The sequence below is a fragment of the Bacillus sp. FSL K6-0268 genome (genome assembly GCF_038005425.1).
Lineage (GTDB): Bacteria > Bacillota > Bacilli > Bacillales > Bacillaceae_G > Bacillus_A > Bacillus_A thuringiensis_S.
In genome coordinates this window covers 4,859,582-4,874,245 of sequence record NZ_JBBOTF010000001.1, presented here as the reverse complement: position 1 = coordinate 4,874,245, position 14,664 = coordinate 4,859,582, and the positions used below count along the sequence as shown (strand labels likewise).

The following is a 14,664-nucleotide window of genomic DNA, read 5'->3' as shown; positions in this document are numbered from 1 at the left end:
ATAGAAATTGTACATAGTGAACTTATTAACAATCACGTTTATTTATATAGAATCTTACTCGAAAGGAGTTGAAAGTATGAAAACTAAATATCGCTTTATGATCTCATCATTTGCTGCTTGTGCTTATATGATTTGGTATTTAGTATAATAACAACCTCACTTGTAAATAGGAAAAGGTGTGTATATAAATGGAATATAATCAATCAACAGTTAACTACTGGAAAGCTTTTGTATTACCATATACATTTGCTTTAGAAGAGTTAAAAACTAAATTTGAAATTATGAACCGGGAAGCTCAATTCCTAGAGGATTACAACCCGTTTGAACATATAAAAACAAGACTAAAACAACCTGAAAGTATTATTAAAAAGCTAGAACGCAAAAGCTTATTACCAACAGTTGAAAACGCTCAAACACATTTACAAGATATTATTGGTATTCGTATTACATGTTGCTTCGTAGAAGATATTTATCATTTGAAAGAAGTCATTCAAAAACGCGAAGATATGGAAGTCATTGAAGTAAAAGATTATATCGCTAACCCAAAACGAAACGGATATAAAAGTTTACACATGATTATTAAATATCCTTTATCACTAAATTCTGGTACAAAAGATGTATTTGCAGAAATTCAGTTACGTACACTGGCAATGGACTTTTGGGCAAGTTTAGAACACAAACTTTATTATAAATATGAAGGGAAAATACCGGAGTATTTAAAAGATGAACTACATGATGCAGCAATGAAAGCTGAAGATCTTGATAATAAAATGGCCACAATTCGTCAAGATATTGATGATATTGAGGCATGCTCAAATCAAATTATGCTACCACTATAAAAAAAGGTTCTCGCCAATGAGAACCTTTTTTCTACCAGTTTGGGAAGTACGACCCCCACACTTATGAAAGTTTCACGTTATTTTTTCTCTATTGTTCGAACCTCTTCAATCTTCCATTTATCATCTTCTTTTCCAAGAGCATACTGTACTTTCTTTTGAAGAGTGATACTGTCATCTACTTCCTTTTCTTTCGTTTCAACAATAACATACCCTACTTTACTAGCTTTCATATCTATATGTTCCAATTCAATTTTCTTATTTCCCTTTTGAAATGCGGCTTCTTTTTGTGTTTTTAAGTCTTCAGCACTAGGCATCTTCTTTGAAAATAACTCCATATGTTCTGCAAGATTTTTTTCATTCGTCGTTCGCACAAATGTATTCATAACATCTTGAATAGATCTCTCTTCTTCTTTTGTTATTTGTACCTTTTCCTCAGTTTTTTTAATAATAGATTTTTGTTCTACGTTATTCTCTTCTTGTTGACATCCAACTAGTAATACTACAAATACTAGAAGGAATCTTAATTCCCTAAATAATTTTTTCATATTCCCAACTCCTAAAAAGAAAAGTGAGGCAGTTCGCCTCACTTTCGCTCTTAATTATCGTCTTCCTTTATTCGGATCGCCGCCGCCAACAATATCAAAGACACGTTTCGCTATATTTGTATTCTCTTGAACGCCAGAGAATAAGTATTTACCTGGACCAAATGCATACACGTTTACATCTTCCCCTGTATGCCCGCCTGTTGTCCAGCCTGTAACCGAGCGTTTATTGAAAATATCTTCAATTGCATTATCAATCTTTGTTACATCTTTTGACGGAGCTATATCATTTACAGCTTGAATTTCTTCTGGAGTTAATTGTAAATCAATATATTTTTTTAATGTTTCTTCTACATTTGCACCTTTTGCAATCTCATTTGCCATAAAGTCTGGTGTGCGTTTTGCAGCTTTAATTGGATCTACTTTAAAGTTATACTCGCCATTGGCACCTAAAGATAATCCACCTGTAGCGTGGTCTGCCGTTGCAACAACTAACGTATTTTTATCTTTTTTCGCAAACTCAATCGCTGCTTTGAAAGCTTTTTCGAAGTCTTCCATTTCACTCATTGCACCAACGATATCATTATCATGTCCAGCCCAGTCGATTTGACTTCCTTCCACCATTAAGAAGAAACCATTTTTATTTTTGTTCAAACGCTCAATTGCTGCATTAGTCATTTCTTCTAATGAAGGTGTTTTATCATTACGGTCAATCATTTTATCTAATCCACCTGGTGCAAATAAACCAAGAATTTGATCATTTTTATCATTTAACAATTGATCTCGATCCGTTACATAGCTATAACCAGATTTCTTAAACTCTTCTGTAAGATTACGATCTTTTCTAACAAAGTTCTTTACGCCGCCGCCAAGCATAACATCTACTTTATGCTTCCCTTTAATTTTCTCATCAAAATAATCATTTGCAATTGCGTCCATATTTTTACGGCTAATGTCATGCGCACCGAAAGCAGCTGGTGTTGCATGTGTAATTTCAGAAGTTGCAACAAGTCCCGTTGATTTCCCTTTTTCTTTCGCTTGCTCAAGAACCGTTTTCACTTCCGCTTTATCATTATCAACTGCAATTGCAGCATTATATGTTTTAATCCCTGCTGACATAGCTGTTGCTGCTGATGCAGAGTCTGTAATATTTTCATGTTCATCTTCTGGGTATGTTTTTTGTGTTCCTACAAGATGCTTATCAAATTCTGTAGATTCCATTTCAAAAGTTTTTGGATTATCTTTCATATACCGGTGAGCCGTCATATATGAAGGGCCCATACCATCCCCAATTAATACGATAACATTTTTAATCTTTGCATTGCTTCCGTTCTCATCTGCATTAACCTCACTAGAACGAGTAAAATTCCATGTTGCTACCGAAGTAACTGCTAATGATGCCACAACTGCAAATGGCCATGCTTTTTTCACAAACTTTTTCACTGTCTTGTCCCCCTAATTAGGTTATTCATTTCCCACTATCAAATTTAATGGAAGACTATTAAGAGAAAATTAGCTGTATGTAAATTTTTTGTTAACTTATGTAAATATCAGTTATAATTTGTATAACTTTGTCTTTTCGTATCAACTATCCTGCCCTTTACAATTTAAATATAAACAAGTTGGATTTCATTTAACGTAAATCTCTTTTTTTACATTTTGACTCTATGTTTATGAAAATAAATAGAAATGCGGTGAGCCTTTATGAAAATAGTAAAGCTAAATGAATCTTTTATTTTTGAATTACTTAATCTTTGCAAATCTGTTGGATGGTTACACGATGAAATTTTTATGAAAAAACAATTCGAAATGTATCTTTCTATCGGCACACTTGTAGGTTACATTCATGAAAACAAACTCATTGCGACTGGAGGAGTATTTCCCTTTACAAGTAACTTCACTTCCATTGGTATGTTAATCGTTCACCCTAATTTTCAAGGACGCGGAATCGGGCGCATGTTGCTAAATCATTGCTTGGAACAAATTCATCCAAAACAACCCATTGCACTTATTGCGACAAAAGCTGGCGAACCTCTATACACATCATGCGGATTTCAAACAGCAACAACGATTCATCGTTTTGAAAAGCAAACTATTAAGACGTACCCTTCTCACTTACAACAAGTACAAGAAGAAGACCTTATATCTCTTACTTCTCTCGATCAAATTGCAACTGGTATGAATCGTTCTCTACTTTACTCTTTGCTATTACCAAGGGCCGTACACTCTTTTAAAATTGAAAGAAATAACTGTATAGAAGCTTTTTCATTATGCATACGAAAGGGCAATATATTATGTATCAATCCACTTATCGCCAAGCAAGAAGAAGATTCTATTCAATTATTAAAAAAGATATGTGAATGTTGGAATGGTATAGTACGAATTGATGTCCCACACTCACAATTTACATTTCGTCAATTTCTTCAAACAGAAAATTTCCAAGAAACGCTCCTTTCACCTCTTATGATAAAAAATGGTAGCCAACTTCCTGGAAATCGTAATATGCTATTTGCTATGATAGATACAGCGTTATGTTAGAAAGGAGACACCTAATTGAAGCGATTTAGCTATTTTATGGTAGGTTGTCTTACTCTTACACTATTAGTAGGATGTAGTGCAGCAGAAAAGCCAGTAGAACAAGTAAAGCAAGTTAAAAATACAATTACAGCGAAACTAGCTACCGAGGAAAAAATGGTAGAAATAGATGGTCAAACCATTTACTTTAAAAAGATTGGTAATGAAAAACCACCTTTACTTATGATTCATGGCTTTGGAGGGTCATCAGATGGTTTTCAAAAGATCTACTCCGATTTAGCAAAAGATCATACAATTATTTCTGTAGATGCTTTGGGATTCGGGCGCTCATCTAAGCCAATGGATTTTTATTATTCTTTTCCAACTCATGCAAATTTGTATTATAAATTAATGAAAAAACTAGGATATGATTCATTCGCAATACTGGGGCATTCCATGGGGGGAGAAATTTCTCTAAATTTAACATATTTATATCCTGAAGCAGTTACTCACCTTATTTTAACTGATGCTACAGGTGGCCCTCATACATTCGTTAATAAACAAGGCTCACCAAAACCACAATTGTCGACTGATTTAAATGCCGTTTCTTCTATTACAGATTATGATGAGAGCAAAGTGAAATTCAAACGTAATGATGAAGAACATTATAACAAAATGAAACTATGGCCTAGACGTCTTAAAATTAATGCGAATGAAATGAAACAGCCAACTTTAATTATATGGGGCAGAAATGATAGTAGCGTTTCTTGGAAAGAAGGAGAAACGTATCATCAATTCTTAAAAAATAGCACTTTACATATTATTGAAAAAGGTTATCATGCACCATTTCGCCAAGAACCACAAGAATTTGTCGGGTATGTACAAGACTTCTTTAAGAACAATCCGATCAAAATTGAAAAATAACATAAACGGGTATCTCATTGTGAGATACCCATTTTCATATATTAAGCAGCTTGCTTTTGGCGTTTTTGAGTTTTTGATCCTAATACTTTCGGGATAACGAAGCCATCCATTCCAAATTTCCCAGCGTTCATACCGGCAACAAGAACAAACATAGATAAGATAACCATCTCAGGATTCACACCAATTGACCCACTAAACATATAGGAAAAGTTCATTACAAGACCAAAAAAGACCGCTGTTTTTGTTAAACAGCCTACAATTAAACCAATTCCGACTAAAATTTCTCCCCATGTTACAAGCGTATTAAACAAATCTACATTTGGAATTGCAAACTCTTGTAAGAATGATGCCCACCAAGATTGAACAGCCGGTTGTGCGCCTTTAGATTTTTCAATTGCGCCTTGCAAATAACCTGTTGCATCGAATCCTTTTCCTTGTAGTTTACCGATTCCAGCCATTAACCATGTGTAACCAAGATATACTCGAATTACTGCTAATGCAAAAGAAACTGCTTTGTTTTCTCTTAAAAATTGAATAACCATATCTTCCTCCTAAAGTTGTAATTAAGTTAGTTACAGATAATATAATAACATTAGTTACTTATTTTTCAAACGTTAATTATGAATAATTCATGACATGTGTATGAAACATTAAAAACTAACGTTTATATAGTAACTTTTATTACCTGTAAAAACTTGAACATATCATACCACAGGTGATAATCATTTTCATTGAAAAAAATGTAAAAAAATTGTGAGTTAAATGTGAAACACGTTTATTCGAATATAGAATAAACGTGTTTCACACTAATTATAGAATCGAAATGTATGTGTCTCCTCATCAATTAAACTCGCTTCTTCTAACGTTTTCCCATGGTTAATAACCCCATAAAATAAGCGTATAGTAAACATAAGTGCTGCATTTCCATCTACATAATTAATCGATCCAATATATGATTTCGCACCACTATGTAAAAAAGATTTTGCTCCCCTAACGTGCACCCGCTATTTACAATATGTGTATTATGCAATTTTGCATATTTATAAATTTCTGCTGCACCAAAATACCCTCTCGGTTCATCTTGTTCATATACTTCTTCGCCTAACTCTTCCATGACAAACTTCCCTTCTTCACCATGAAAGCAAAAAATAATATAATTAATATTGTTAAATAAGTTCTTTACAGAAAGAACTTCCACAAAATCTTTCGGTCTACCAATCCAATATGTCACAACCCTTGCACCAAAATATTCAAGAGATGCTCGGATTAATTGCGCCTCTAAATCCGAATTAAAACCAATTACTAATGCAATATTCAACATACAACCCCATCCTATAATCAGCCCTTATCAATCAGACTTTTATGGGATAAATCCATTTCATATATACCTGTTTCTTTCAAAAAATCTGATCTAGTTAAAACGACTTTCTGTAAATATTGTCTATATGCTGTAATTGTTCCATCGTGAGATACAATGCAAATTCTTTCAGCACCCAGTCCATAACACCAAAGAAGAAATTCATCTACTATTTGCTGAAAACTATTCTCTGAAATAGTGTTTATACCTTCCTTCCATAACTGATTATTTGAGCTTTTCTCTATCGAAAAATGCGGAAATAACTTTGTTATCATTCCCTGATCTACTATATAATCGCACGGTAATGTTTTCGCTCCTTCTCGATAAGGAAAAATACGTGGAGATACATATGGATGGACTATTTTTTGACAAGCTACTTTCGCACTCCATATTGTCGCCGTTTGTAAAGTTCTAAGTGTAGGACTAACAATTAATATATCCGCTTCTTGTAATGATACATCACGTTGAAGTAACTTAGCTTGAGCCTTTCCTACTCTCGTCAATGGTGGGTCAAACACTTGTAAACTTTCTGGTAAATCCGTTGTATGTTCACCTTCACCATGCCGAACAAAAACGATTTTCATATTCAGTCTCCTCTTACTATAAAATCCTCACACATATTTCTTCCCTATTGCATTCTTTATTCCTGCTGTATAAAAACCGATATGTAAAAAAGGTTTGACACGAAGGTTTGTAAAATATTACAATATTACATGTAAAATACTTTTTACACCGAAAGGAGAATTACATATATGAAATGGATAATTGTCTTTATTGGAATGATTGTATGGGGATATATAAACGGCTTCTTTAGTAGTGATAAAACTGCTAATCCTTGGATTGCAGATGATGAACGTGAAACAAAAATTAAACAAAAAGCAATTACGGCAAGCTGGTCCGGTGTTTTTATGTTTTGTACCATTAGCCTCTTAAATAAATGGTTAGGTTTAAGCACAAACGATAAATCACCGTACTTACCAGACCCTATCGCAGCTTTTTTAAAAGAAAATGTAGAGATACAAGTTTTACTCATGCTATTTGTTATGTATGGAATATTTTACTTACATTATCGAAGAAAATTAAGTGCCTAATTTCTAACTCATGATTATCCTCCTAAATGGTTATAGTAATCATGACAAAATGAAAGGAGAGATATAAACATGAGTAACTCGAATGAATTTTTAGATACACTACATGAAAAACAAGCAAAAGATGAACAAAATAGAAAGCGACAAGGGAACGGAAACCCAGCGAAAAAAAAGCCAAATAAAACACATAAATAACAATAAAAAACTGCCTAAAATGATTTTTTAGGCAGTTTTTTTATTGTTATTTCACCGAGATAACATTTCCCCAATTCCATTTCTCATAATACCACGCTGGTACATCTATATTTTCAATCCACTTCTTTTCCTGTTTCCCATCTTTATGAGCAAGCCATACATCCGCTTTCTTACGGTCTGAACGTATCCAAATTAATTGATTACTCTTCTTCATGAAGATCGGGTGGTAATCCCCTTGCTTGTTCGTTTTCTTTGTGATTTGATGCTGTGCATTACTTGTACTATCGACCTCATATAAAGATGGTAGTGGCCTTTTTTCTGGTGGAGTTTCTATTCCTGCCTCTTTTGCTCGTGAAACGATAATTACTCTATCGTTCTTCCATACAAAATCCCAATCAACATATCCTTTCGGCGTAAATATGTTCTGCTGAAGTGCTGGCAATTCCTTTACTTTTAAATGTTTATTTTCTAATGTAACTCTTCCGCTCCCTTCAATATAAGCTAATATATTTTTTGATGGTGCCCATTGAAACCATTGTTCGTTTAATAACATTTGATCTACTTTTTCAAACCGACTTCCATCTGCACGAACTAAGCAAAGCGTATTACTATCAGCTGACCATGAAGCTGTCGGTACCGCTAAAAATGAAATCCACTTTTGATCTGGTGACCACTTAAAGCCACTTGCTACTAGCGCTAGAAAATCATCATGTTCATTTGGCAATGCATACAAATGCTTCATTTTGTGAGGATTCATATGTGCATCTTTTTGCACTTCATATAGCTGAGCCCCTGTCCATCCTGTTGGAAGTAAGTTCGCTTCAGAGGATACAAGAAAGTTCTTTCCATCGGGGTACCATGCATAATCCCCTACACCAGCCGATACATTTTCAAAATCTGCATTCTTTTTTTCTACATCAAATGTATTTAATGTACCTGTAAATATAAATGCAATTATATTTTCTGTTGGTGACCATTGATAATTCGATGCTTCTGAGTGAAACGGCGTAACTTTTTTTCCATCTTTCAGCCGATATAACTCAAGAATACTTTGTTTCTTCCCTTTTACATATGCTAGCCACTCCCCGTCATATGACCACTTCGGCCCTGTTATGTACTCTCCTTTTGTAATCTGTATTTCTTTCCCATCAACTTTAATCCAAAGGTTATGATGACGAATAAAAGCAACTTTCACACTATTATTTTCTGCACTAGTAATAGTGATAGAACATAAAAACATAAACAACACTACACTACCACTTACCATTAGCCTTTTCATACCATCACTCCATTTCCCTCATAGCATTCCTCACTTTCTTCCTACAATATGTGAAAAATATCGATTCGACATAATCAGAAAAAATTCCCCAAGAAATTTTCAATTCATAGAGGATTGGTATGAATTATGTCGAAAGTATAGTTTAGCCAACATTTATATTTATAAGTTCTAACTAAAATGTAAGATTACATTTCTGAATATTGGCACTTTTTTATTAGGGGGAGTATCAATGAAAAAAACTACATCTACACTATTAAGCATGGCGCTTGTCTTTTCTAGTTTTGGAGCTTTAAGCGCTCATGCTGAATCACTACAAAAGGAGAAGCAATTTAGTCCACAATTAAAAACAACGATTGAACAGTGGGGAGAACATAAAATTGCTCAAAATGTTGAAACGAAAACAACAAAAGAAATATCAGTAATTGTAGAATTGCAACATGCACCTCTCGCTGCTCAAAGTAATATTCAGCATGCTCCAGATTTACAAAATAGTAATGCGCAGTCTTATCATGCTGAGCTAAAAAAAGCACAAGAAGATACGACTAAGAAAATAAAAGAAAAAGCACCTGGTGCAAAAATTAAAGAAGTGTATAATACGTTATTTTCCGGATTCTCTATTTCAGTTCCTGGAGATCAAATTACCTCTCTTGCCTCTTTACCTGAAGTAAAAGCAGTCTATCCGAACTTAACATATAAATTGCATGAAACATCAAAAAGTACTACTAACGAAGAAGCACCAAATATCGGTGGACCGACAATTGGTGCACCTGACGCGTGGAATTTAAAAGATCCATCTGGCAAACCGCTTGATGGAAAAGGCATGAAAGTAGCCATTATCGACTCTGGCGTAGACTATACACACCCTGACTTAAAGGCAAATTATATCGGTGGATATGACACGGTTGATGAAGATAGCGATCCAATGGATGGTAACGTACATGGTACTCATGTAGCTGGAATTATTGCGGGTAATGGAAAAATTAAAGGCGTTGCTCCAAACGCTTCTATTCTAGCCTATCGTGTAATGAATGACGGTGGAACTGGTACAACAGATGATATTATCCAAGGAATTGAGCGAGCGATTCAAGATGGTGCGGATGTGTTAAACCTCTCCCTTGGGCAGGATTTAAATGTACCTGATCAGCCTGTAACATTAACGTTAGAACGAGCAGCGAAACTTGGTGTTACTACTGTCGTTTCAAATGGAAATGACGGACCAAAACCTTGGTCTGTTGATGCTCCCGGTAACGCAAGTAGTGTCATTTCTGTTGGAGCATCTACGGTTTCTATCCCGTTTCCAACATTCCAAGTAGCTGGTTCCAGCAAAACATATCAAGGGTTACCGTTATCAAAATCCGATTTTCCAATAGGAAATGATTCCCCTCTTGTATACGTTGGTTATGGCAATCCAAGTGATTATGCAAAACAAGATGTGAAAGGGAAATTCGCACTTATTTTACAAGGTACTTCTAGTACATTAGTAAAGGCAGAACAAGCGAAACAAGCTGGTGCACTTGGTGTGTTATTAATCTCTAGCGAAAAAGAAATTAATATGATGCCGGAATATTTTTCACGTGAACATCTAGCTGTCCCAGTAATGCAATTATCAAATACAAATGGGGAAGAATTAAAAACTTTAATTACAAAACGAAAGAAAAATATAAAAATTGGACAACCAAAGCAAACAGAACTTATCGGTAACTTTAGTTCAAGAGGACCATCACAAGGAAGTTGGCTAATAAAGCCTGATGTTGTTGCACCTGGAGTACAAATTACTAGTACAGTACCGCGAGGCGGCTATGAATCGCATAACGGAACAAGTATGGCTGCTCCGCAAGTAGCTGGAGCGGTTGCCCTCTTGCGTCAAATGCATCCTGATTGGACGACAGAACAATTGAAAGCGGCTCTTGCTAACAATGCAAAAACATTACATGATGTCAATGAAAATACATACCCTGTTATGGCACAAGGATCAGGTTTAATTAACATTCCGAAAGCAGCTCAAACAAATGTATTAGTAAAACCTAACAATGTCAGCTTTGGTCTTATTAAGCCAAATAGCGGAAAAGTAAAACTGACGCAAAATGTTACATTACAAAACCTTTCTAGTAAAAAGAAAAGTTTTTCAACTCGTGTGGAGTTACTAGATGCAAACACAAACACAAAAGTAAAAGCTTCTGTCCCTTCATCGATTAGCATTCAACCGAATAGTAGTACCGAAAAACCATTTACTATCACTGTAGATAGCTCACTACCACAAGGTGTGTATACTGGAAATGTATATGTAAAAGAACAAGGGGCAAAAGAAGAAATTCGAATTCCATTCACATTTAGTATCGAGCCTAAAGATTATAAACGTATCGATGGACTTGAAATTATTAATTCTACTTTTAGCCCAAATGGCGACCACGTACTAGATGATAATCTCATCAACTACTATTTAGTTGCGCCTGTGGATGATGTAACATTGCATGCAAATTTAGTTACGAAAGAACGTGTAACGTATCAAGGGATTATCCATCAAGCTAAAAATGCAACTCCTGGATACAAACCTTTCAAATGGAATGGTACAAAAGCAGATGGCACTCCTTTAGCTGACGGGCTATATCAAATCGAAGCAGTTGCTTCTAATTCTGGCGGAGAAACAAAACAAACAGCTGCTGTATTTCTTGATCGAACTGCACCTAAGTTAACATACGAAGTTGACCAAGAAAATCTCGTAATTAGAGGAAAAGTTGATGATATTCTACTAGATTGGATGTCAGAATCTGGTTGGATAGCACCTGGTATTCCAGTGAGAATGCAATATGAAATTAACGGAAATGGTGTATGGGACCAGGCATTCCTGAACCCTTGGGAGAAAAGCTATGACATTTATTTCGACCGTACTCAATTACAAGAAGGAAAAAATACTATTCACATTGTAGCAACTGATGCAGCTGGCAATACCTCTAATTTAACTGTTAATTTAGAAGTGAAATAAAGTGAAACTTTAATCAGTAGAGATTTCGTTCATCCCCACTGATTATTACCCTTCACCAATCGGGAGTTACGGGCAGTTAATCTCCCATCTCACTTCTTTGCTCCAACCGAATTTTGAGGTAGGAATTTTACTGCTCATTAACACGGGATAAAAAATTTTTGTTGACAATTTTTTTAATATAGTTTTATAATACAAAACATAGTTTAGTTAAACGAATTATATATCGGCTTTGAAGGAATACTAGTAGCGACTTATATCACTGTCTCAGAGAACTGATGGTTGGTGCGAATCAGTACATATACAAGCGTGAATTACAATTCTGGAGCTTCTTTCCCGTAATGCTTTTTATGCATGAAGAGAAAGACGGATCTTTCCGTTATCGTAAAGTGAGTGGTAAACAATTAGTTGTTTACAAATAGGGTGGTACCGCGATTTTTATCGTCCCTATCGGATTTTCCGATAGGGACTTTTTTGCGTCCATCCTCTTACACAATTTCATATATACGCGTTGAAAGAATCGCAGTAGTATCTTATATCCCTGTTACAGAGAGCTAATGGTCGGTGGAAATTAGCACATATATAAGTATGAATTACAATTCTGGAGCTTCTTTTTCGTAGTGCTTTTATGCATGAAGGAAAAGACGGAATTTTTCCGTTATCATTAATTGAGATGTAAGTATATTTTCACTTACAAATAGGGTGGTACCGCGATTCTTTCGCCCCTATCGGATTTTCCGATAGGGGCTTTTTCTATTTCTCATAGAAACAGATGTTAAATAATTCCGAATCTTATGATAAAATTTTATAAGCGCTTACAAATAATGAAGGGAGGTGATACAAGCTATACGAAATTGATATTCAATTTTATAGAAAAAAAGGAGGATGTCTAAATGACAAAGAAAACAGAAATTCCATCGCATTTAAAACCATTCGTATCCACACAACATTATGATCAATACACACCGGTGAATCACGCTGTGTGGCGTTACATTATGAGACAAAATCATAGCTTCTTAAAAGACGTTGCTCATCCAGCCTATGTGAACGGACTACAATCATCTGGTATTAATATAGATGCAATTCCAAAAGTAGAAGAAATGAATGAGTGTTTGGCACCAAGTGGCTGGGGCGCTGTAACGATTGACGGACTTATTCCCGGCGTAGCATTCTTCGATTTTCAAGGACACGGATTACTACCGATCGCAACAGATATTCGGAAAGTAGAAAATATCGAGTACACACCAGCTCCAGATATCGTACACGAAGCCGCAGGACACGCACCGATTTTACTTGATCCTACATATGCAAAATATGTGAAACGTTTTGGGCAAATTGGTGCAAAAGCTTTCTCTACAAAAGAAGAACATGATGCATTTGAAGCTGTTCGTACATTAACGATAGTAAAAGAAAGCCCTACTTCTACTCCTGATGAAGTTAAGGCTGCTGAAAATGCTGTAATTGAAAAACAAAACTTAGTTTCTGGTTTATCAGAAGCTGAACAAATTTCACGTCTTTTCTGGTGGACAGTAGAATATGGATTAATCGGAAATATAGATGATCCAAAAATATATGGTGCTGGTCTCCTTTCTTCTGTTGGCGAAAGCAAACATTGCTTAACAGACGCTGTAGAAAAGGTTCCATTTTCTATCGAAGCATGTACAGGGACAACTTATGACGTAACAAAAATGCAACCACAACTATTTGTTTGTGAATCCTTTGAAGAATTAACAGATGCGCTTGAAACATTTTCTAAAACAATGGCCTTTAAAACAGGTGGAAAAGAAGGTTTAGAAAAAGCAATTCGCTCTGAGAACTATGCAACAGCTGAGCTAAATAGTGGATTACAAATTACAGGTACATTTAGCGAGACAATTGAAAACGATGCAGGTGAATTAATTTACATGCGAACAAATTCGCCAACGGCATTAGCGCTTCATAATAAACAGTTAGCAAATCATTCTACTTCTGTACACAGTGACGGATTTGGAACACCGATTGGATTACTCACTGAAAATATTGCATTAGAAAATTGTACAGACGAACAACTACAATCATTAGGAATTACAATTGGAACTATCGCTGAGTTTACTTTTGCAAGTGGTATTCATGTAAAAGGAACAGTAACAGATATTGTAAAAAACGATAAGAAAATTGCTCTTATTTCCTTTATCGATTGCACAGTTACTTATAACGCCCGCGTTTTATTTGATGCTTCATGGGGCGCATTTGATATGGCTGTTGGCTCACAAATCACTTCAGTATTCCCAGGTGCCGCAGATGCCGCAGCATTTTTCCCAATGGATGAAGAAGTTCACGAAATTCCTGCTCCACTTGTACTGAATGAACTTGAACGTATGTATCAAACAGTGCGAGATATTCGAAGTGAGGGGATTTTACACGACGCGCATATCGATCAATTAGTAGCAATTCAAGAAGTATTAAATAAATTTTATGCGAAAGAATGGTTGCTGCGCCTTGAAGTATTAGAGTTACTTTTAGAGCATAACAAAGGGCATGAAACATCGGCAGCATTACTACATCAACTTTCTACTTTCACAACTGACGAAGCTGTAACACGCCTTATTAACAATGGTCTTGCGTTACTTCCAGTAAAGGATGTGAAAAATGATGCTAAGATTAACTGAAGAAGAAGTTCACGAAGAATTATTGAAGGTAGATAAATGGATGGTAAAAGATGAGAAATGGATTGAACGAAAATATATGTTTTCCGACTACTTAAAAGGAGTCGAATTTGTCTCTGAAGCCGCCAAACTATCAGAAGAACATAATCACCATCCATTTATCCTTATCCAGTATAAAGCAGTTATTATTACTTTGTCATCTTGGAATGCAAAAGGTTTAACGAAACTAGATTTTGAGCTTGCAAAACAATTTGATGAACTATTTTTACAAAACGAAAAAGCAATTATAAGAAAATAAAAG

13 protein-coding genes, 1 pseudogene and 2 other annotated features are annotated in these 14,664 nt (G+C 35.2%); of the genes and pseudogenes, 8 read left to right on the top strand and 6 right to left on the bottom strand.

Annotated features, from left to right (window positions below):
* The first annotated feature begins 188 nt into the window (after nt 1-188).
* Nucleotides 189-839 carry a GTP pyrophosphokinase gene (locus MHI28_RS25430; RefSeq protein ID WP_000456230.1) on the top strand — a complete coding sequence of 217 codons (651 nt, stop codon included), beginning with the start codon at nt 189-191 and terminating at the stop codon, nt 837-839.
* 77 nt (nt 840-916) lie between these two features.
* Here MHI28_RS25430 and MHI28_RS25425 read toward each other — a convergent pair whose 3' ends face one another.
* Both MHI28_RS25425 and MHI28_RS25420 read right to left on the bottom strand, forming a co-directional pair.
* Nucleotides 917-1,384, bottom strand: coding sequence for a hypothetical protein (locus tag MHI28_RS25425; protein ID WP_000732777.1), 468 nt, complete (start codon nt 1,382-1,384; stop codon nt 917-919).
* Nucleotides 1,385-1,438: 54 nt separating this feature from the next.
* The gene (locus MHI28_RS25420) at nt 1,439-2,824 is read right to left on the bottom strand and encodes an alkaline phosphatase (protein ID WP_000714908.1); all 1,386 of its coding nucleotides are present in this window, start codon (nt 2,822-2,824) and stop codon (nt 1,439-1,441) included.
* A 261-nt stretch (nt 2,825-3,085) separates the two neighbouring features.
* Between MHI28_RS25420 and MHI28_RS25415 the strand changes: the two genes are divergently transcribed.
* Both MHI28_RS25415 and MHI28_RS25410 read left to right on the top strand, forming a co-directional pair.
* Nucleotides 3,086-3,919 carry a GNAT family N-acetyltransferase gene (locus tag MHI28_RS25415; RefSeq protein ID WP_000706701.1) on the top strand — a complete coding sequence of 278 codons (834 nt, stop codon included), beginning with the start codon at nt 3,086-3,088 and terminating at the stop codon, nt 3,917-3,919.
* Nucleotides 3,920-3,934: 15 nt separating this feature from the next.
* Nucleotides 3,935-4,819, top strand: a complete 885-nt coding sequence (locus MHI28_RS25410; RefSeq protein ID WP_000819811.1) for an alpha/beta fold hydrolase — start codon at nt 3,935-3,937, stop codon at nt 4,817-4,819.
* 41 nt (nt 4,820-4,860) lie between these two features.
* Here MHI28_RS25410 and MHI28_RS25405 read toward each other — a convergent pair whose 3' ends face one another.
* From MHI28_RS25405 to MHI28_RS25395, 3 genes and pseudogenes are all read right to left on the bottom strand, one after another.
* A complete protein-coding gene (locus MHI28_RS25405; RefSeq protein WP_000236591.1) occupies nt 4,861-5,361 on the bottom strand; it encodes a DoxX family protein in 501 nt (166 codons plus the stop codon).
* Between the two features lie 264 nt (nt 5,362-5,625).
* Nucleotides 5,626-6,140, bottom strand: a pseudogene (locus MHI28_RS25400) (delta-aminolevulinic acid dehydratase).
* Nucleotides 6,141-6,157: 17 nt separating this feature from the next.
* Complete coding sequence (locus tag MHI28_RS25395) at nt 6,158-6,760, bottom strand: histidine phosphatase family protein (RefSeq protein WP_000706248.1); 603 nt, start codon at nt 6,758-6,760, stop codon at nt 6,158-6,160.
* Nucleotides 6,761-6,928: 168 nt separating this feature from the next.
* Between MHI28_RS25395 and MHI28_RS25390 the strand changes: the two genes are divergently transcribed.
* Complete coding sequence (locus MHI28_RS25390; RefSeq protein WP_000871144.1) at nt 6,929-7,267, top strand: hypothetical protein; 339 nt, start codon at nt 6,929-6,931, stop codon at nt 7,265-7,267.
* A gap of 69 nt (nt 7,268-7,336) precedes the next feature.
* Nucleotides 7,337-7,459: a DUF4023 domain-containing protein gene (locus tag MHI28_RS25385; RefSeq protein ID WP_000071866.1), complete on the top strand. Its 123-nt coding sequence runs from the start codon at nt 7,337-7,339 to the stop codon at nt 7,457-7,459.
* Between the two features lie 46 nt (nt 7,460-7,505).
* On the opposite strand, the gene MHI28_RS25380 is transcribed toward MHI28_RS25385, so the two are convergent.
* Nucleotides 7,506-8,738, bottom strand: coding sequence for a TolB family protein (locus MHI28_RS25380; protein ID WP_000826290.1), 1,233 nt, complete (start codon nt 8,736-8,738; stop codon nt 7,506-7,508).
* A 229-nt stretch (nt 8,739-8,967) separates the two neighbouring features.
* Between MHI28_RS25380 and MHI28_RS25375 the strand changes: the two genes are divergently transcribed.
* The 3 genes from MHI28_RS25375 to MHI28_RS25365 all read left to right on the top strand — a co-directional run bounded on the left by MHI28_RS25375 (nt 8,968) and on the right by MHI28_RS25365 (nt 14,661).
* Nucleotides 8,968-11,721, top strand: coding sequence for a S8 family peptidase (locus tag MHI28_RS25375; RefSeq protein WP_000754159.1), 2,754 nt, complete (start codon nt 8,968-8,970; stop codon nt 11,719-11,721).
* Nucleotides 11,722-11,941: 220 nt separating this feature from the next.
* Nucleotides 11,942-12,170 (top strand) — a binding site (T-box leader).
* Nucleotides 12,171-12,220: 50 nt separating this feature from the next.
* Nucleotides 12,221-12,448, top strand: a binding site (T-box leader).
* 163 nt (nt 12,449-12,611) lie between these two features.
* Entirely contained in the window at nt 12,612-14,366 is a 1,755-nt protein-coding gene (locus tag MHI28_RS25370; protein ID WP_044784495.1) for an aromatic amino acid hydroxylase, read from the top strand.
* Nucleotides 14,347-14,661, top strand: coding sequence for a 4a-hydroxytetrahydrobiopterin dehydratase (locus tag MHI28_RS25365; RefSeq protein WP_000979537.1), 315 nt, complete (start codon nt 14,347-14,349; stop codon nt 14,659-14,661). The genes MHI28_RS25370 and MHI28_RS25365 overlap by 20 nt, the downstream gene beginning before the upstream one ends.
* Nucleotides 14,662-14,664 lie beyond the last annotated feature (3 nt).